This is a genomic window from Alteromonas nitratireducens (genome assembly GCF_040812025.1).
GTDB classification, from domain to species: Bacteria; Pseudomonadota; Gammaproteobacteria; order Enterobacterales; family Alteromonadaceae; genus Alteromonas; species Alteromonas nitratireducens.
In genome coordinates this window covers 54,073-72,420 of record NZ_JBFNPK010000014.1, presented here as the reverse complement: position 1 = coordinate 72,420, position 18,348 = coordinate 54,073, and the positions used below count along the sequence as shown (strand labels likewise).

The 18,348-nt window shown below is 50.4% G+C and carries 14 protein-coding genes; 9 read left to right on the top strand and 5 right to left on the bottom strand.

Annotation, left to right across the window (positions count from 1 at the left end):
* The first annotated feature begins 7 nt into the window (after positions 1 to 7).
* From AB1N33_RS12585 to AB1N33_RS12560, 6 genes are all read left to right on the top strand, one after another.
* Positions 8 to 1,492 carry a hypothetical protein gene (locus AB1N33_RS12585; protein ID WP_411271907.1) on the top strand — a complete coding sequence of 495 codons (1,485 nt, stop codon included), beginning with the start codon at positions 8 to 10 and terminating at the stop codon, positions 1,490 to 1,492.
* Positions 1,468 to 2,853 (top strand): exosortase, encoded by a 1,386-nt coding sequence (gene xrt / locus AB1N33_RS12580; RefSeq protein ID WP_411271906.1) that lies wholly within the window; start codon positions 1,468 to 1,470, stop codon positions 2,851 to 2,853. Before AB1N33_RS12585 ends, xrt begins: the two co-directional genes overlap by 25 nt.
* On the top strand, positions 2,850 to 3,827 hold the full coding sequence (locus tag AB1N33_RS12575; RefSeq protein WP_411271905.1) for an endonuclease/exonuclease/phosphatase family protein: 978 nt from the start codon (positions 2,850 to 2,852) through the stop codon (positions 3,825 to 3,827). Before xrt ends, AB1N33_RS12575 begins: the two co-directional genes overlap by 4 nt.
* 86 nt (positions 3,828 to 3,913) lie before the next feature.
* Positions 3,914 to 6,670 carry an XrtA/PEP-CTERM system TPR-repeat protein PrsT gene (gene prsT, locus AB1N33_RS12570; protein WP_411271904.1) on the top strand — a complete coding sequence of 919 codons (2,757 nt, stop codon included), beginning with the start codon at positions 3,914 to 3,916 and terminating at the stop codon, positions 6,668 to 6,670.
* Between the two features lie 133 nt (positions 6,671 to 6,803).
* The gene (locus AB1N33_RS12565) at positions 6,804 to 7,643 is read left to right on the top strand and encodes a PEP-CTERM sorting domain-containing protein (protein ID WP_411271903.1); all 840 of its coding nucleotides are present in this window, start codon (positions 6,804 to 6,806) and stop codon (positions 7,641 to 7,643) included.
* An 83-nt stretch (positions 7,644 to 7,726) separates the two neighbouring features.
* Positions 7,727 to 8,506 (top strand): YdcF family protein, encoded by a 780-nt coding sequence (locus AB1N33_RS12560; protein WP_411271902.1) that lies wholly within the window; start codon positions 7,727 to 7,729, stop codon positions 8,504 to 8,506.
* Positions 8,507 to 8,512: 6 nt separating this feature from the next.
* Here AB1N33_RS12560 and AB1N33_RS12555 read toward each other — a convergent pair whose 3' ends face one another.
* The gene (locus AB1N33_RS12555) at positions 8,513 to 9,382 is read right to left on the bottom strand and encodes a ThiF family adenylyltransferase (RefSeq protein ID WP_411271901.1); all 870 of its coding nucleotides are present in this window, start codon (positions 9,380 to 9,382) and stop codon (positions 8,513 to 8,515) included.
* A 314-nt stretch (positions 9,383 to 9,696) separates the two neighbouring features.
* Between AB1N33_RS12555 and tviB the strand changes: the two genes are divergently transcribed.
* Together tviB and AB1N33_RS12545 are read left to right on the top strand one after the other, a co-directional pair.
* Complete coding sequence (gene tviB / locus AB1N33_RS12550) at positions 9,697 to 10,977, top strand: Vi polysaccharide biosynthesis UDP-N-acetylglucosamine C-6 dehydrogenase TviB (protein WP_411271900.1); 1,281 nt, start codon at positions 9,697 to 9,699, stop codon at positions 10,975 to 10,977.
* Positions 10,978 to 11,001: 24 nt separating this feature from the next.
* On the top strand, positions 11,002 to 12,024 hold the full coding sequence (locus tag AB1N33_RS12545) for an NAD-dependent epimerase (protein WP_411271899.1): 1,023 nt from the start codon (positions 11,002 to 11,004) through the stop codon (positions 12,022 to 12,024).
* 10 nt (positions 12,025 to 12,034) lie between these two features.
* Here AB1N33_RS12545 and AB1N33_RS12540 read toward each other — a convergent pair whose 3' ends face one another.
* Positions 12,035 to 12,868, bottom strand: coding sequence for a PEP-CTERM/exosortase system-associated acyltransferase (locus tag AB1N33_RS12540; protein WP_411271898.1), 834 nt, complete (start codon positions 12,866 to 12,868; stop codon positions 12,035 to 12,037).
* 230 nt (positions 12,869 to 13,098) lie between these two features.
* On the opposite strand from AB1N33_RS12540, the gene AB1N33_RS12535 reads away from it, so the two are divergent.
* On the top strand, positions 13,099 to 13,857 hold the full coding sequence (locus AB1N33_RS12535; RefSeq protein ID WP_411271897.1) for a S1 family peptidase: 759 nt from the start codon (positions 13,099 to 13,101) through the stop codon (positions 13,855 to 13,857).
* Between the two features lie 25 nt (positions 13,858 to 13,882).
* Here the strand turns inward: AB1N33_RS12535 and AB1N33_RS12530 are convergent, their stop codons facing one another.
* The 3 genes from AB1N33_RS12530 to AB1N33_RS12520 form a co-directional block, all read right to left on the bottom strand.
* Positions 13,883 to 14,770 carry a patatin-like phospholipase family protein gene (locus AB1N33_RS12530; protein WP_411271896.1) on the bottom strand — a complete coding sequence of 296 codons (888 nt, stop codon included), beginning with the start codon at positions 14,768 to 14,770 and terminating at the stop codon, positions 13,883 to 13,885.
* Between the two features lie 101 nt (positions 14,771 to 14,871).
* Positions 14,872 to 17,052: a malate synthase G gene (locus AB1N33_RS12525; protein WP_411271895.1), complete on the bottom strand. Its 2,181-nt coding sequence runs from the start codon at positions 17,050 to 17,052 to the stop codon at positions 14,872 to 14,874.
* A 247-nt stretch (positions 17,053 to 17,299) separates the two neighbouring features.
* Positions 17,300 to 18,244 carry a LysR family transcriptional regulator gene (locus AB1N33_RS12520; RefSeq protein WP_411271894.1) on the bottom strand — a complete coding sequence of 315 codons (945 nt, stop codon included), beginning with the start codon at positions 18,242 to 18,244 and terminating at the stop codon, positions 17,300 to 17,302.
* Between the last annotated feature and the right edge of the window lie 104 nt (positions 18,245 to 18,348).

Sequence of the window (18,348 nt, the reverse complement as noted above, 5' to 3'; positions counted from 1 at the left end):
AGTTATCGTGCGAAATAGCGTGATGGTATTACCACTACTACTGTTGCTGATATCCTGTCATGCCATGGCATCGCAGCCCATTTCTTTTTCTGTCGCTGAACACACCGCAAGTCGCATTCTGCTTCCTGTCATCAAAAATCATATCCCGGTAAAAGCCGATGTCACGCTGAGCCATCAGGGGAAGCCTGTTTCTGCAACGTTTTATTCCAGGCTGGCATGGCCGAAAACCGGAGAGGTTGAATACGTCAGATTGCTCGTCATTGAGCCGGCTCAACCGCTGGATGCGGGGCAGTACACCATTACATGGCAGTCTGCAGATGCCGCAATCAGGCCTTTTTGGGGCACGCTGACCAACACAGAACGCGCCGGGGTCACTATGCCCTGGTTGCAGCAGGTCGTGTTACTCAATACGCTGATAGTTGATGAGGCCGACTGGTATCGGGACGCAATGACATTGCATGCCAGATATATTGCCGATGATTTGGAGATGGAAAAGGACAACTATCCCATAACGAAAGCCTCACACTGGCTTTACGACAAGCCGCAAAGCTTCTTTCAGATGTACCTGCTTAATAACGACCGGTGGGCACTGCGCCAGGCGGTGCGTTACGCCAATTTCTATGTGGCTAACATCACCGAGGAGGGCTTTTTCGGTCTGACGTCACGGCCAGACGTCAAATACATCATGAGTCGTGGGCTGACGTATTACTTTTTACTTTACGGTGATGATGATATTCGCGACGCGGTAACCCGGCAATATCATGCCTCGTTGGAATGGGACCCTGACTATGATGTCGGACGCGGGTTCTGGACAGAGCGAAACCAGGCGGCGGTGCTGAACACAGCCATCGCTTACTGGGAACTAACCGGCAGTGATGACGCCAAAGCACGGATTGATGCCATAATCGACGCAACCTATAAAATGACGTTCAGGCCGGTAAACGACTGGCCCTTTCGCTCATGCCCGCAGCACACCTTGCAGTCGCATGAAGGCAAGGGGGGAGATGTTGCGGTTTGCTCTCCCTGGATGATGGCGTTACTTGCTGATGCGCTCTGGCGTGTAACGTTACTGACCGACAGTCCTAAGGCCGAACAACTGCTTCAGACATTTGCTGAATTCATTAAAGAGTATGGGTTGTATGAAGGGACGCGAAGAAACGGTGAGGTTGTTACCGCGCCACACTATTTGCGCGCCTTTGCTGAGAATTCGGTTACCGAGCAAAATGTATGGACTGACCCTCAGCATATCTGCGAAGTTGCCAGTATGGTGGGTAAAGGCATGCTGGCCGGTTCGGAACCAGTGCAACAAAAAGATCGGTTGGGTGATACCTTTTCGCTATTGGCGACACTCTGCCGGGACGGCTTATCGCTGGTGAAAATAAAAGCCGACAGTGCACGGAAATCGGCAGTTCGCCTTAAACCACCGCGTCGGTTTGGGTGGGTGTATTCAACAACGGCAGAATTGCCATGGATGATGGAACGGATATTGTGAAAGTGAGCACGAAAAAACAACAACTGGCGGCCATGCTGATGATTGCAGTGGTGATATGCCTTGCTAACATGCCGCTGCTGCAAACCGTATGGATACACAGCTTTGATGATGGAACGTACTCGCACGCATTTCTCATCCCATTTATCTCAGCCTATTTGGTTTATTTGTCTGTGAATGAACATCGGCTGCAATTCAGACGCTCACCCTCACTGGCATGGCTGATACTGACATTTATCGCCTGCGGCCTGCTTTACCTTACTGCGAAAGCACAAATCAGTCTGGGATACTGGATGTCGTGGTTAATGGTGATGTGCACCTTGCCGTTGGTTGTTTTTCGTTTTTCACTGGCGACCGTTTTTCCACTTGGCTACCTGATTTTCCTTTTGCCGGTTTGGGGCACGTTATCTGCGCTGCTGCAGTCACTGTCTGTGCTGGTGGTGTCTAATATGATGCAACTGACCGGAATTCCGGTATTTGTTGAGGGTGTGTACGTACAGATCCCGGAAGGAACGTTTGAAATTGCAGATGGCTGCAGTGGTTTACGTTATATGATTGTGTCTCTTGCCATTGCCAGCATTTACAATTTTATGTTTGTCAGGCAAACGTCGGGCGCGGTTAAGTTATTTTTACTTGCTATTGCAGGGGCGCTGGTAACTAACTGGGTGCGTATTGCAGCGCTCATTGTTATTGGTCATGTCACTGATATGCAGAGCAGCCTGATGGAAGATCACAATATGTTCGGCTGGTATCTGTATATTCCCTTCATGTTTCTTTTTTATCATGTCGGAAACAAGATTGCCGCCAAAGCCGACGATGCCTCACGCGCAGAAATGTCGCCGGCGCTGACGGCTTTATCCCCGTCAGTTGTTGCCGCTGCGCTGTTGGCAGGCGTTATCTCGGTTGTGCTGGGAACCAGTGTTACCCATAAGGTGATGGCTGAAGAGCCTGCGGGGCAAACCTCTGAAGCGCGTATCTATCCGGTATTCCATCATGTGTCATCAGAACATACCGAAACCCTGCAGAGCGATGGGGGTGACTATACTCAGACGACCTTCACATTTCTTGGGAACTGGCTGGACGGTAAACCCAGCTATTACGAAAATCAGTTCCTGCCGCCAGGCTGGCATATCGAAGAAGATAAAACAGATGATGCGTGGCGTGTTTACCGGCTCCGAAACAAGCGCACGTTGCAAACTATAGAGGTTCGCTACCGCTTTGAGTTTGCGGATAATCACTACACGTCAGTAGGCGCGCTGAAACGAGCCAGGCTGACACAGGTCTTTTCTGAACCAGCAATATCCCGTGTGGTATGGCAATGGCGCCCGTGCCAGCGTTCCTGCGAGGACATGACCGGGCAATGAAGCAGTTTTTACGGTGGGGATCCGTATCCATTACTGTTTCCGTGTTGTTGTTATTCGTTGTTGGTTACTTCTGGCATGAGCCACCTGCAGAACTTTATTACCTGATTGTGGCGCTTAACTACGGACCACTCTGGCTCTGGCTGATCCCCGCGGCAGTGGCCGTCATTCTGGCCTGGCGCGTCTCTTTGTTGTCTCGCCTCGCCACTGTAACGCTATTTGTCGGAACCGTTGCGGTGCAGGATGTGCAAAGTAACCTGTTTTTTAAGCAGCCCTCACAAGATACAACGCTGTCTGTCATGACGTTTAACCGGGGTGGGGGCGTGTCGCCCGCTGCCATTAAAGGGCTGATTGACCAGCATAAACCGGACATTATTGCGATTCAGGAAACCCGACAGTCGGATATGGACGCCATTTTCGCTGGTAGCTGGAATACGCACTGCACAGCACATTTATGCCTGGCAACGCAATATCCATTAAGGCTTAAGCAAAACTATGGGCGCCGCTTTTTCAACGACTGGGGAGACTTCGCGGCGGCCTACGACGTAGAGGTAGGGACGGGGGGCGTTACCGTGGTTAACACGCACCTTGAAACCCCTCGTGACGCATTGGGGAGAAGACCGTTTTTAGACTTCGACAGCGATGATGTCGCTCAGTATCAGTATGTAAAGCATACGGAATTAGGTGTTATTCAGGCGCTGTTAATGAGTAAGAAACCCGTCATTGTGCTAGGGGACCTGAATACTAAAACCTCTGAAGCAGAATATCAGTATCACCTGGGAGAGTTTAAAAACGCTGTATCTCTTGCATCTGCGGGCATAAACTACACCAAATTCACCCGCTGGCACGGGGTAAGAATTGATCATGTTATTGTTAATGAATCCGTGTTGGTAAAAAACGCACACGTCCTTGGCGCAATGGCCGGAGACCACAGGCCAGTAATGGCTGATGTGGTCATCGAAGAGGTCACTCACTGACTCACCACTGGCATGTTTATATTTCAGCCAGCCACAATACTTGATACGATAATTTCAGCAGAAAGGCGTAGATAAAGGAATTAAAAATGAAAACGCTCAGCGCAATCACACTCGGGATCGCAATCAGCCTCACGGCATGCTCACAACAATCATCTGAAGATAAAGTGGCTGCGGCCCGTTCACAGATTCAGTCTGGCGATTTCAACGCCGCCGCAATTACATTAAAGAACGTTGTTGCTGAACGACCTGAACTGGCAGAAGCACACAGGTTGCTTGGTCAGAGCTATCTTATTCTGGGTGATGCGGCGCTGGCCGAAAAAGAGCTGGTAAAAGCGCTTGAGAATGGTGACGACAAAAACAAAGTTCTGCCGCAGTTACTCCAGGCGTTCAAACAGCAGAATAAACTGGATGAGATCCTTGACCTGACGGATTACGCCAGCGGCCTGGGTGAGGAAGTAAAAGCGGAGCTTCTTGCCTACCGTATTTTTGCGCTGGTCACCAAACGCGAGCAGGCAAAAGCAGACACTGTTTACAATGAAGAGTCTGGTGCGCTTAAGGGAATTGTGTTTACCAAACTTGCTCATGCCTATCTTGTGCTGAGCAATGGTGACGACAATCAGGCACTGCAGCTGGTAGAGGAAATATTGGCAGAGCGGCCATTGCTGCCAGAGGCGAATTTCATGAAAGGGAGTATTTACCTTTCGAAGCGGGAATTTGGTAAATCTGCGAGTGCGTTTGAAACATACCTTAAGACGTATCCCGCAAATCCAACAGCGAAACTGAACCTCGCGTCTGCACTGATACGCGATGGGCAAACCGATAAAGCGGAAGCGCTTAGCGATGAACTGCTCAAACGCTACCCTAATCAGCCCATCGTGAATCAGATAAAGGCGATGGCGCGCTTTGACAAAAACGATTTTGAATCGGCCAAAACATTCGTTGAAAAAGCCATCAATGCAGGATTTGATGATCCATTCAATCGTATGTTAGCGGGCGCCAGTAGTTTCCGTTTGCAAAACTATGAACAGGCCTACTCTCATTTTTTGAAAGCGTCATCGGTATTACCTCAGGATCATGATGCGCATCGTCTGCTTGCCCTGACACAAACCGTACTGGGCTATAACAACGATGTTGCTGCAACCTATGAGAATATGAATACCTTGACCGAGGCCGACTTCTCCCTGCTCGCCTCCAATATTTTTTCTCTAACCCGCACAGGCAACAAAGATGAAGCATTGACTATGCTCAAGCGTCTGGATGCCTCTGCGATTAATTCGCCCACTGCACTGACACAAAAAGGCATTCTGAAGTTGTCGCTGGACGACAGCGAAGGGGTCAACGACTTAAAAACAGCGCTTGAAATGGATCCGGAGCAACCGGAGGCGAGACGCGCCCTGATCCTTGCCAGCCTGGTCAATAAAGACACGCAAAGTGCGTTGGATCAGCTTGCAGTCTATCTGGAGCATCAGAATAACAGTGCTGATGCCAATAATTTCGCCGCCTCTGTCTATAAACAGGTAGGTCAGCCTGCCCAGGCTAGAGCAACCTATGAGAGTGTGCTCAGTGAGTCGCCAGATAACGCAGAGGCCCTGATTGGACTGAGTGATATAGCAAAAGACGACGGTCAGCCACTGGTTGCTCTGGAATTGCTGGAAAAAGCCCTTAGCGCGAAACCCGATAACCTGGCCGCTTTGCTGAAAGTGCAGGCACTGAGTGAAGTGGTGCCTGACAGTGATCAGCATCGCGTACTTTCGCTGCTGAAAAATGCCGTTCAGTCAAACCCGTCTAACGCGACCTTCGCGGTCACCTATGCCACCCGACTGGTTCAGGCTCGTCGTTTTGGTGAGGCGGTAACCTTACTCGCGTCGGTAGACACAGACGGTCCGCTACCAGACTCTTATTGGATGGTGTACAGCGATGCACTGGCGTTTAACGGGCAGTTAAATAAGGCTATAGAACTGATTGGTCAATGGGTTGCGTTAAAACCAACCAGTATTATTGCTAACCAGAAGCTGATTGCCGGCTATGATCTGGTAGGGGATTATGCGAACGCGGCGCTGACAGCAAAGCGGGCAGCCGAAAAAGTGGCGGCACCTCAGCCTTTCCACCTGCTGCACAGCTATTTTGAACTGAGACAAAATAACCTGGAAGAAGCGATGCGCATTTTCCGGAAAATCCCGGAGCCATGGTCTACTACGCCAATGGCGCAGGGTATTCAGGGAGTTGTTGATGTTTCAAAAGGCCGGATTGCCCTGGCATTGCCCAAACTTAAAGCGTTTCATGATGAATATGATAATTCCCTGAGTGCCGAAGTGTATTCTTTTGCATTGCGGGCTGACGGCCAGATTGATAAAGCACGATCGGTATTAGAGGTTTATCTTAACGAAGAGCCTGATGATCAGAAGGTGCGTTCTCTGCTTGCCTCATTGCTGGCAAAAATAAATGTAGAGGATGCCATTAAACAGTACGACTATCTTTTGGATCTCAACCCTGAGAACGTGTTTGCGCTCAATAACCTGGCGGGCATCATGATAAGGCAGGGCGATTTCGTTAAAGCTGAATCGCTGGCCAAACGCGCATTTGAACTTATGCCTGAAAACCCATCTGTGCTCGATACGCTGGGTCTGGCAACACTGAGAGCAGGGGATGCCAAGAAGTCACTGTTTTTCTTTGAACAGGCGTATAACAAGGGACGTTATGATCCTGCGTTGCTGATGAATTATGCTGAAGCACTGATTGCTGAGGGCAACACCGCAAGAGCTGCAGCGGTGCTTGCTCAGGTGAAAGAAACGGACAAAGGTACAACGCGTTATCAGTCGCTGAACACGCAGTTAACCAATTAAAGGTTGTCAGTTTTTTTTACAAAGAAAAAACAGGGAAATAAAAAAACCTTTAAAAACATAAAGTTAAAAATTGGCACGCTAATTGGATATGTTTAAGGGAATTTAAATCAGCAAGGTCCGGTGGAGACTACAAATGAAAAAATTAATTCTCGCAGCAGCATTATCAGTAGCAGCAACTGGCGCGTCTGCTTCTGATGTTGAGTGGAGCTTTGGGTTTGGTGACTCCAACGTTCCTATTCAAGAATTTGTATTCGCGTACAACTCACAGTCAGTTGTTGTAGATAGCGACGGTGACGGCGTTATCTCAGTAGGTGACGCAATCCAGTCTTTCGGTGGTTACGGTCCTATGGGCTTTGACGCACTGGGTGCAGCAAGCCCGCTGACAGCGCTTGACTATGAAACTGTAGACAAAAACCTGGTAAGTGGTTTTATCCCTGGATTCCCACTGCCGGCTGATTACGGTCAGGATTACATCTTCAGCTTCTATTTCAACGACCTGATGGGTTACTGGGATGGCGAAGGTTTCCGTTACACCAGCGGTACTATCCAGTTTGGCTGGTATGACACAGGCTTTAACAACCTGTTCTCAATTGACCTGGCGTCTGGTGGTAATGACCCGGTACTTGGTCAGGCTAAGCAGGTATTCCTGGGTGAAATCGATGAAACGTCTCTGGAAAACGGCGCAGGTGCTGGTTTCACACTGACTCAGAATGGCACAACTATGTCACTGTCTGACTGGTTAGCAGGTGACAAGCGCGTTCTGTTTGATAGCAACCAGACTGTAACTGCCGGCCTGAACGGTCTGCCAACTTCAGGTAGCGACATCGTGTTCGCAGCACCTGGTGACACAGCTCTGCTGGCAGCTAACCACACTGGTCGTTTCAGCCTGAATGTTCCAGAGCCATCAACTATCGCGGTTCTGGGTTTGAGCCTGATTGGCTTCGGTGCAGCAGCACGTAAGCGTAAAGCTTAATTAAATAACGTGATACCCAAAAAGGCCGGACAATGTCCGGCCTTTTTTTTGATCCAAAGACCGTAACACCGTAATGTGGTTCTATGATTGATTATGTACTTCGCCCGATTGCGCATGCCCTGATCTCTCCGTTGGTACAGAGTCTGCTGCTGGGTTTACTTGCCTGGCTGCTCTGGCGTCGAAATGACAAACGCACTGCGGCGAAATGGGTAGCCGGCATGGCCGTGTTCTGGGGGCTGGTTTGGTCGCAGTCCATTGCAAGTCTGGTACTTCTGAATACCCTGGAACAACAGTACCCGGCAGTAAAAGCGGACAGTATGCAGTGGCGTCAGTCACAGGCCATTGCAGTGCTTGGCTGTACTGCTTATCCCGACGTCACCTTACCAGAGATAAGCCAGTGGCCTCGTTGCTCAATGCAGCGTTTGCTACAGGCTGCACTAATGTATCAACACCATCGCACGCCGATTATTGTTACTGGCGGTATGATTCTGGAATCTCCAAATTCTTATGCTGAACATGCGAGAACTCTGCTGTTACATCTGGGGGTGGATGAAGAAGACATCCATGTTATCGGGCAGGGCGAAAATACGCACCAGGAAGCCCGAGCAATATACGCCGGGGGGTGGAGAAACATTGCGCTGGTCACTTCAGCCAGCCATATGCCGCGCGCAGTTAACTACTTCCGTCACTATGGGATAAATGTTATTCCAGTTCCGGTCGATCACTCCGGGCCGTCCGGTATACGCTGGAAAGTGCATGTGCCCAGCGCCAGACAGCTGGATAACGCGGCGAAGGCGTTCAGAGAATATGTCGGTCTGGCCTACCAGGCTATTGAGCTCAGTGTCAGCGATAAGCCGGACTAGACAACGCTACTGGTCTGTTTGCTTAAGCAGGCGCTTTATATACCAGCGTAAAAAAACCTGACGCGGGTTTCGGTTACCCCACGGACGCCATGTTTTCTTTAGCTTATTTCGGTAAGCATCAAAATGCATGCCCCAGGGCGCATGAATGACATCACCCCGACCCAGTACAATTTTGAGTACATTGGTACACAAAACACCTGCAGCGAGCGAAATGCCCATACAAGTAGACGGCACTTTGGCTTCTTCCCGGGTGAAATTAACCGTTTTTGTGCTCATCAGATACTGGCGCTGTAACAGGGCTGGCGAGACGCCGGCGACGAAGGCGATGATCTGGTCTTCAAATGACAGCCCTTCCAGACAAAAGTAGTCCTCAAAGCTCATTTTGCCCGGCATAAACACCAGCATGGATGTACCCATGCCCATCGGGGCTGCGGTAATCGCTGGGATACCCTTTTCATAGCAGGCCTGAAAGACCTTACGACGGATGTCCACAGCAAAGATATCAAGACTGTCGACATAGATATCCACACCGTCTAAAAACTGGTCTAGGTTTTCCGGGGTAATGCCGTTTTTAAAATTGGTTACATCGGCTTCGGGATTAATCCCGCGCAGAATATCCTCCATCACTTCTGCTTTGGGCTTTCCGATGGTTCGCATGGAGGCACCGGCCTGACGGTTAAAGTTTGCCAGATCGTATACGTCAAGATCGGCAATATGAAACTTACCAATGCCGAGGCGAGCCAGCACGGTCATGTGATCGCCGCCCACGCCGCCCAGTCCGCCGCAGGCCACTTTGATATTTCGTAACTTTTGCTGCTCCTGCTCCGTTACCCAGCCAATGTTCCGTGAAAAAGCTTCCTCATAGCAAAAAGTCACAATATGTCCTCGTTTCCTGGTGTGTCGCCTCACCCGGCAGCGTCCTAATGATATAGCCGCGCAAGCAGGTTTTTGCAATTTTCTCTCATAGTAACAACTCTCTGCGTCAATGGGATAAAGAAAAGTGAAGTAATACAGGAATATGTTGCTAAAGTGGCTACCTTTTCAGTGGCACGGTAATGTATGATTACAAAACCACTGACCGGGCCTGCGTGAATAGTGATGGATGCACTGACTGATGGTGCAAAGGCGCACGCGGTAAACAGGGTCGGTAAGCCTTTGTAACGTCAGGTAGAGAAATCAGGAGAATAAGAATGACAGCTCTGCAGGGTAAGGAGAAGATTGCGGTAATTGGCCTGGGATACGTAGGTTTGCCGCTGGCGGTTGCGTTTGGAAAGAAATACGCCACAGTCGGATTCGATATTAATGAAAAACGTATCGCTGAATTAAAACGGGGTGAAGACCATACGCTGGAAGTCTCGCCTGAAGAGCTGGCCGATACGCCACACCTGACGTTCAGTTTTGATAAGCAGGACCTGCAAGCCTGTGACTACATTATCGTTACCGTTCCCACCCCCATTGATAAGAATAAACAACCTGACTTAACCCCGCTGAGAAAAGCCAGTGAAATGATTGGCAGCGTGATCAGTAAGGGCACCACAGTTGTGTACGAGTCAACCGTTTATCCGGGCGCAACAGAAGAAGACTGTATTCCAATTATCGAGGCTCTGTCAGGACTTACATTCAATCAGGACTTCTTTGCTGGTTACAGCCCTGAACGGATTAACCCGGGTGATAAAAAGCACCGTCTGGAGAGCATTGTTAAAGTGACATCAGGATCTACCCCTGAGGTTGCTGATAAAGTCGATGCACTGTATCGCAGCATTATTACCGCAGGTACCCACAAAGCGTCATCTATCAAGGTGGCGGAAGCGGCAAAAGTTATCGAAAACACCCAGCGCGACCTGAACATTGCGTTGATCAACGAGCTGGCGATGATCTTCAGCCGTCTGAATATTGATACTGAAGAAGTTCTGCTGGCTGCCGGCAGTAAGTGGAACTTCCTGCCGTTCCGTCCTGGTCTGGTCGGTGGTCACTGTATCGGTGTTGATCCGTATTATCTCACGCACAAGGCGGAAGAGATTGGTCACCATCCTGAGGTGATTCTGGCGGGACGTCGTATCAACGACCACATGGGCGAGTACGTGGTCAGTCGTCTGGTGAAGAAAATGATGAACGAGCGCATCATGGCAAATGGTGCGAACGTACTGGTATTAGGCATTACCTTTAAGGAAAACTGCCCGGATATCCGTAACACCAAAGTGATCGATGTGATTTCCGAACTCAATGATTATCACATGAACGTGGATATCTATGATCCATGGGCAGAATCGGAAGAGGTGATGGACGAGTACGGAGTGTCACTGATTGACGCACCACAAGAAGGTAAGTACGACGCAATCGTGCTGGCCGTGGCGCACAATGAATTCCGTGAATGGGGTGGCAAACACCTGCGTCAGCTTGGCAAAGAGAAGTGCGTTATCTTTGACCTGAAATATGTTTTCGATAAAGCGGATGTGGATATCAGGCTGTAAAGCGGCCTGACAGAGGAAATAAACATGAAAGTATTAGTGACAGGGGCGGCAGGCTTTATTGGGTCTCACGTCAGCCTGTATTTATTGTCACGGGGCGATGAGGTTGTCGGACTGGATAATCTGAATGATTACTACGACGTAAACCTGAAACTGGCGCGCCTTGATCGTATCAAAGCGCATGAGCAGGCCGATAACTTCCGGTTTGTTAAAATGGACGTCGCAGAGCGCGACAACATGGCTGACCTGTTTGCGCAGGAAAAATTCGACAAGGTGGTTCACCTCGCGGCCCAGGCCGGTGTGCGTTATTCGCTGGAAAACCCGCACGCTTACATTGATGCCAACATTGTCGGCTTTACCAACATTCTCGAAGGTTGCCGCCATAACAAGGTCGAGCATCTGGTCTATGCGTCGTCCAGTTCTGTTTATGGCGCGAACGAAACCATGCCATTTTCTGTGCATGATAATGTCGACCATCCATTGTCATTGTATGCGGCATCGAAAAAAGCCAATGAGCTGATGGCACATACCTACAGCCATCTGTATAACCTGCCAACAACGGGTCTTCGCTTCTTTACCGTGTACGGTCCGTGGGGTCGTCCGGATATGGCGCTGTTCCTGTTTACCAAGGCCATCCTGAATGATGAGCCCATCAAGGTGTTTAACTATGGCAAACACCGTCGTGACTTCACGTACATTGATGATATTGTTGAAGGGATCATCCGCACACTGGACAACACGGCACAGCCAAATCCTGACTGGAGTGGCAAGGCGCCTGATCCGGGTACCAGTAAAGCACCATGGCGGGTTTACAATATCGGTAACCAGTCACCCACGGAATTGCTGGATTATATTACTTACCTTGAAAATAAGCTGGGTAAAACGGCACAAAAAGAATTACTGCCGCTACAGCCGGGCGATGTGCCTGATACCTATGCCGATGTGGAAGACCTGGTTAAGGATGTCGACTACCGTCCTCAGACGCCAGTCGAAACGGGTATTGGTCGGTTTGTCGAGTGGTACCTCGACTTTTACAAGGACGAAATCTGACGGTAATTTGTTAGTAGGAAGCGCTTTTCTCGAGCGCTTCCTCAATCCGCTCCAGCATCAGCCGGAAACTAGGGGACAGGTTAGCATAAAGCAGACTTGGGTTGATGTAATACGGTGCACGCTTGCCGTGGTAGTCAACCACCGGCCCCAACTGTTTAAACTTAATGCCCACAAAGCTCATACTTCTTGCCAGCCTTGGCTCCATCATCACGTACGAATGGGCAATGTTGCGGTTTACAATCAGCGCGGCAGCAGAGAAATACAAACCAATTGCAATAAATGGGAAGCAGCGAAGCTCGGTTTCCGAGTATGTAGCCTGGTTGATGACACCCGTTGCCGCGCCCTGGAACTGGTCGGCCTGACGGCGTCTGAAGTCTTTCGGTACGGCTAAGCGGGATACCTCACACACATCATTACGATCGAAGTTGCTCGGGTTTAATTCTTTATCGGTAATGGAGTTCAGACAGTATTTTTCAATCGGAAGTAACTGACCTGGTTCCTGAGGTCTCACAACTCTGACCGTGCCCGCATAGGCGCCGGTTCCGGCATGACGAATCAGGCTGTGCAGCGAGTAGGCGTCGAAATCGTCTTTTTCCTGTTGGTCTTCGCGCACCGGTTCAAAGTTGAGCTCTTCACAGTAAACATTATGACGGATGCGGTAGGCTTCTGAACGAAGCGCGTCGTTTTCAGCCAGAACAGGAGTCAGATAGCTGGAGAAATGCTGAGAAATGTAATTGGCTTCACGTAACTTCTGATAACCGGACAGCAGTTTACCCAGCCGGTTTTGTTTGCCAACCATGCTGCTGAGTTTATCCAGCATTGAACGCGAGCCATTCCTTTCCATCGCCGTACTCTCTAACTACTTCAGAATTTGAGTATAGCAGCGGTTTTATTGCTTTACACCACTTAAAGGGGGCTAAGTTCCGGGTAGAAAAAATCACGTACCAGCCGGCTAATGGAAAGCTGCCGGCAACATTTATTAAGTCGGTGATCTGGCTTATAGTAGAGATCACCGCATATCGCGTGAACGCGATCCATCAACGTCAGCCTGCTGACGCTGTGACGGAGAAAAGGATGAAATACGGTTACAGAGTCATTTTACTGATGCTGACATGGGCTGTCAGCACGTCTTTTGGTTACGCATCGTCATTGCCCGATACGGTTGAGCGGGTAACACCTTCTGTGGTTGCCATTGGCCTTTACTCTCCGTTAGACAGTCCTGCGCCCAATGTACTGGGAACCGGGTTTGTCATTGGTGATGGTCGCACCGTCGTAACCAATTACCATGTGGTTGAAAAGGTGCTCGATCCCACCATCGTCCAGTATTACACCGTATTAAGTGGTGAGGGACGTCAGGTGATGCAGTATAAGGCGAAGGTAGATAAGGTCGATCCCAAGCACGACCTGGCGCTGCTGACCATCAACGAAACCCTGCCTGCAATGACACTGGCGGATAAGAACTATGAGCGTCCGGGCAGTGCCATCGCCTTTACCGGGTTTCCTATTGGCGCGATTAACGGCCTGTATCATGCTACGCACACCGGGGTCCTGGCGGCCGTCACGCCCGATGCTATCCCCACACGCGACTCATCGCAGCTGTCTTTGAAAATGCTGGAACGGCTTGAGGCACCCGATCTGATCTACCAGCTGGATGCGATAGCGTATCCGGGGAACTCCGGTAGCCCGGTATATTTGCCTGACACCGGTGAGGTGATAGGTGTGATCAGCAAAGTGCTGGTCAGGGACACCAAGGAAAGCGCGTTGTCCTCCCCCACGGGGATTACTTACGCGGTCCCGGTAAAAGAGCTGTTGGCGCTGATTAACAGAAAATAACAGACAGTGCCGTGGCTGCGGGTGGCTACCTGAGCACCTGATTAAACAATGACGTGCTCATGGCATAGTTACGGAAACTGGCGAGCTTTTTGGGTAAGAAATCGCGCGTAGTCTCATAACCCAGTTCAAACAGACGGCGCTTGTCCCCGGGAGACATGGAAAAGTCGACGGCTGAAATATCTCCGGTGTGGATCACAATGGTGTTATGCCAGTACTTGGCATTAACGTATTCGCGAGAAATTGCTGTCATAAACGTTCTGATTAGCATGGAAATATACTGAGGCAGCAGAAGCGCGCCTTTTTTTATCAGGGTTTTGGTCTGTGGCTGTGCCTGTAGCCGGAAGCAGACCGACGGTGTTCCGTCACCCTGCCAGTCTTCAAACAGCGCATCTTCAGCCAGAATGGCGCCATCTACCAGCAAGTGTTCCTTAAACGGTTTGAAGGCAAAAATAATCGGTATCGACATGGAATAACGAACGGCCTCGGAGACTTTCATATCCGGGGTCTGAGCGGCATTGAACAAGACCGGTCCGCCGCCGTTAACGTCGGTTGCAAGGATATGCAGTTTTTTTGGTAAGTCCGCGAAGGTGATGCCGCCTAATTGTGTATCCATCCACTTTTCGAAATGGTTGCCGGACGACAGACCGCCTTCCCGCAGCAGGCGGTACAGCGAGAACTCAGTGAATTGTTTGAAGTCAGTATCAACCGCTAGTTTAAGCATATCGTCGATGCTGTAACCGCAGGCTGACAGCGACGCAATAATAGAGCCCCCCGATACCCCAACCAGTGTCGAGTACGCAATATTCATGTCTTTTAACGCTTGCAGAATACCGATATGTGCGGACAGGCGTGTGCCGCCACCGGATAAAATCGGCACAATGTCTGATGAATAGGCTGAGGTGGTTGTGTGCATCTGTAATTCACTGTCACATGCTTCTATCATCAGCTTAGCTGAGCCTGCAACGGATGCCAGAAAATAAAAAAGGCCGCAAATAACGTGCGGCCTTCAAAGCATTACTGAGACAGGCGGGCTTTCATTTCACGCCGCCGCTGATGGAGCAGGGGCTCGGTGTAGCCACTCGGCTGCGACTTACCTTCGAAAATCAGGTCGCAGGCTGCCTGGAAACCAATGGCGTTGTCGAGGTCCGGCGTCATTGGGATGTATTCCTTGTCGCCCGCGTTTTGTTCGTCAACCAGCACAGCCAGACGCGCCAGCGACTCGCGTACCTGCTGTTCGGTCACGATGCCATGTTCAAGCCAGTTAGCAATATGCTGGGAAGAGATCCGCAGCGTGGCACGGTCTTCCATCAGGCCGACATTGTTAATGTCCGGCACCTTGGAGCAGCCGATACCCTGATGAACCCAACGAACCACGTAGCCAAGAATACCCTGGACATTATTATCCAGCTCGTTTTGGATAGTGTCCGGTGTTAATGACGATGCGTCATCCAGTAGCGGGATACTCAGAATATCATCCAGTCCGTCATACTGACTGTCGAGCGTGCTCTGCACCTTGAACACATTGATTTTGTGATAATGCAGCGCGTGCAGGGTGGCCGCGGTAGGTGAGGGAACCCACGCGGTGTTCGCGCCCGACTTCGGATGCCCGATCTTCGCCTCCATCATATTGGCCATCTGGTCAGGGATGGGCCACATGCCCTTACCAATCTGGGCCTTGCCAGAGAGGCCACAGCGCAAACCAATGGCCACGTTAGCCTGCTCATACGCTTTAATCCATGGCATGGTTTTCAGTGCTGCTTTGTCGGCAAACGGTCCCGCCAGCATGGAAGTATGTATTTCGTCACCTGTGCGATCGAGGAATCCGGTGTTAATAAACACCACACGATCTTTTGCGGCGGCAATACAGGCTTCAAGGTTAACCGTTGTGCGGCGCTCTTCATCCATGATACCCATTTTCAGCGTATTGGCAGGCAAACCAATGATGTTTTCTACTTCACCGAACAGAGCGTTGGTGAATGCAACTTCGTCAGGTCCGTGCATTTTGGGTTTTACAATGTAGATGCTGCCTTCCCGGCTGTTACGGAAACGCCCGTTATTCAGCAGGTCATGCTTACCAATCAATGCCGTTACCAGGGCGTCCATCATGCCCTCTGGCACCGGTTTGTCATCAAACAGCATGGCATCATTGGTCATCAGGTGCCCGACATTTCTGACGAACATCAGGCTGCGTCCCGGCAGGACCAGTTCACCGTTCCCTGAGGCATGTTTGGAAGGATGATACGAGCGGTCAGACTGCATTTCACGGGTCAGTGTTTTACCACCTTTTTCCATGGTGATTTTAAGATCACCACGCATCAGGCCAAGCCAGTTAGCGTATACCAGCGTTTTATCTTCGGCATCCACCGCGGCAACCGAGTCCTCACAATCCATTATGGTAGTGAGCGCCGCTTCAACCAGCACATCTTTAATGCCTGCCGGATCGGCTTTGCCAACAGGATGAGTAGCATCAAACTGTAACTCAATGTGCAGGCCATTATGTTGGAAGAGCAGGGCGGTTGGCTGATCGATATCGCCCTGATAGCCGCGCCACTGCTCCGGCTCCACCAGCGTGGTAATGTCACCATTCGCCAGGGTCACCGAGAGCTTGCCCGACTCAATGGTATAGCCTGTGGCGTTCACATGACTGGACGTTGCCAAAGGAATAATGGTGTCGAGGTATTCGCGCGCCTGTTTCACCACTTTCTGACCGCGTACCGGGTTATAACTGCTGCCAGGCTCTGCACCACCGTCGTCACTGATAATATCTGTGCCGTACAGGGCATCGTACAAACTTCCCCAGCGGGCGTTGACGGCATTTAGTGCATACCGTGCATTGTTGATGGGCACAACCAGTTGCGGACCGGCAAGTTGCGCAATTTCCTTATCGACGTTGGTCGTATCCACAGTGAACGGTGCAGGCGGATCGACCAGATAGCCGATTTCTTTCAAAAACGGTTTGTACTGGTCAGTGTCAACCGGTTTGCCTGCTTTGTGATAGTCATCAATCAGCTGCTGAAGGCGATCACGCTCGGCCAGCAAGGCCGCATTTTTATCGACAAAGCGGGCAAACAGGCCCTCTGCACCCTGCCAAAAAGCCTTTGGCGAGACGCCTGAGTCAGGCAATGCCTGTTGATTAATGAAGTCATCCAAGACGGCAGCCACTTTTAGCCGGCCATACTGAGCATAGTCAGACATACCCACCTCAAAATAAAGATTGATTCTGCCGGGCAACGCGCGTGGAGTGGGGGAACCGTCTTTTCACAACCTTCCAATCGCAGGGATGCGATTGGAGAGCCCCCATGGATGGGTTTACGGCGTGTTGTTAAAAGACGGTTCCCCCGCTTCGCGAAGCAGTGGCCCGGCGCTGTGTAGTTTCCTACTTTACTCTCTTTTTTGATTTATGGTTTGTATCTTTGCCATAAATAAAGTGAATGAGAGGTGGTTACAGGTTACCCATTTCCTCTGCAACGTCGCTGATCAGACGTCGCAGCCAGATGTGACCAGCATCATGATGCAGCAATGCGCTCCAGGCCATCTTCAATGCAATTGGTGGAATATCGAACGGCGGTTCTCTGACAACGACTGACGGATCGTCTTTAAACAGCTTCGCGGCTTTGCTTGGCAATGTGGCAATCAAATGCTGTTTTTTGGCTATTTGCAGCGCAGCGTGGTAGTGACGGGTAAAGACTCTGATAGCGCGCTGTTTACCCAGCTTGGTCAGTTCAGCGTCAACCCAGCCCAGTTTCTGCACCTCATTCGGGTCGATACCGACACCAACGCCAAAGCCGGTTTTGCTTACCCAGATGTGCTGGGCATTAAGGTAGCTTTGCAGGTCGCATTTTTCGGCCAGGGGATGGTCGGCACTCATGACACAACTGAAGGTGTCATACCAAATTACCTTCTGATGGAATGACAACGGTAACTCGTCAAAACGGTTAATGGCCATGTCCACTTTGCCCTGCTCAACGTCGTGAAAAGTCACATCACTCGGGGTAATCAGGTCCAGGGTAATGTTTGGCGCAAGGCGGGCCAGTTTGCCTACCAGCTCCAGTAGCAGCGTACTCTCTGCGTAGTCACTGGTCATAATGCGGAATGTTCTGTCACTGGTAAGTGGATCGAAGTCGGTTTCAGGCTGAATAGAGCTTTCCAGTTTACTCAGGACATCACGGATCACCGGTTGCAGTTCAAGCGCACGCTTGGTCGGTGTCATACCGTCACTGGTTCTAACCAGCAATGGGTCCTTGAACAAATCACGAAGGCGTTTAAGACCATTACTCATCGCCGGTTGCGTAATACTCAGCTGATTCGCAGCACGGGTGACACTGCCTTCCCGTAGCAGCACATCTAAATAGACCAGCAGGTTTAGGTCTACCTTCGCAATATTCATAGTGTTAATAGCCTTTATTCGTTCGATTTACGGGGGACGAGTATAAAGGGTTTTTAGAAGGGTGTCAGATAGGCCTTTAGTCTTATGCGATTCAGGAGTGAAAG

What these genes read in the sequence shown, in the direction of transcription:
- AB1N33_RS12540 (WP_411271898.1), bottom strand. Translation starts at nt 12,868, where the DNA reads ATGGAAAGGAATGGCTCGCGTTCAATGCTGGATAAACTCAGCAGCATG.
- AB1N33_RS12560 (WP_411271902.1), top strand. Translation starts at nt 7,727, where the DNA reads ATGATTGATTATGTACTTCGCCCGATTGCGCATGCCCTGATCTCTCCG.
- prsT (WP_411271904.1), top strand. Translation starts at nt 3,914, where the DNA reads ATGAAAACGCTCAGCGCAATCACACTCGGGATCGCAATCAGCCTCACG.
- AB1N33_RS12545 (WP_411271899.1), top strand. Translation starts at nt 11,002, where the DNA reads ATGAAAGTATTAGTGACAGGGGCGGCAGGCTTTATTGGGTCTCACGTC.
- AB1N33_RS12535 (WP_411271897.1), top strand. Translation starts at nt 13,099, where the DNA reads ATGAAATACGGTTACAGAGTCATTTTACTGATGCTGACATGGGCTGTC.
- AB1N33_RS12530 (WP_411271896.1), bottom strand. Translation starts at nt 14,770, where the DNA reads ATGCACACAACCACCTCAGCCTATTCATCAGACATTGTGCCGATTTTA.
- tviB (WP_411271900.1), top strand. Translation starts at nt 9,697, where the DNA reads ATGACAGCTCTGCAGGGTAAGGAGAAGATTGCGGTAATTGGCCTGGGA.
- AB1N33_RS12565 (WP_411271903.1), top strand. Translation starts at nt 6,804, where the DNA reads ATGAAAAAATTAATTCTCGCAGCAGCATTATCAGTAGCAGCAACTGGC.
- xrt (WP_411271906.1), top strand. Translation starts at nt 1,468, where the DNA reads ATGGATGATGGAACGGATATTGTGAAAGTGAGCACGAAAAAACAACAA.
- AB1N33_RS12525 (WP_411271895.1), bottom strand. Translation starts at nt 17,052, where the DNA reads ATGTCTGACTATGCTCAGTATGGCCGGCTAAAAGTGGCTGCCGTCTTG.
- AB1N33_RS12575 (WP_411271905.1), top strand. Translation starts at nt 2,850, where the DNA reads ATGAAGCAGTTTTTACGGTGGGGATCCGTATCCATTACTGTTTCCGTG.
- AB1N33_RS12520 (WP_411271894.1), bottom strand. Translation starts at nt 18,244, where the DNA reads ATGAATATTGCGAAGGTAGACCTAAACCTGCTGGTCTATTTAGATGTG.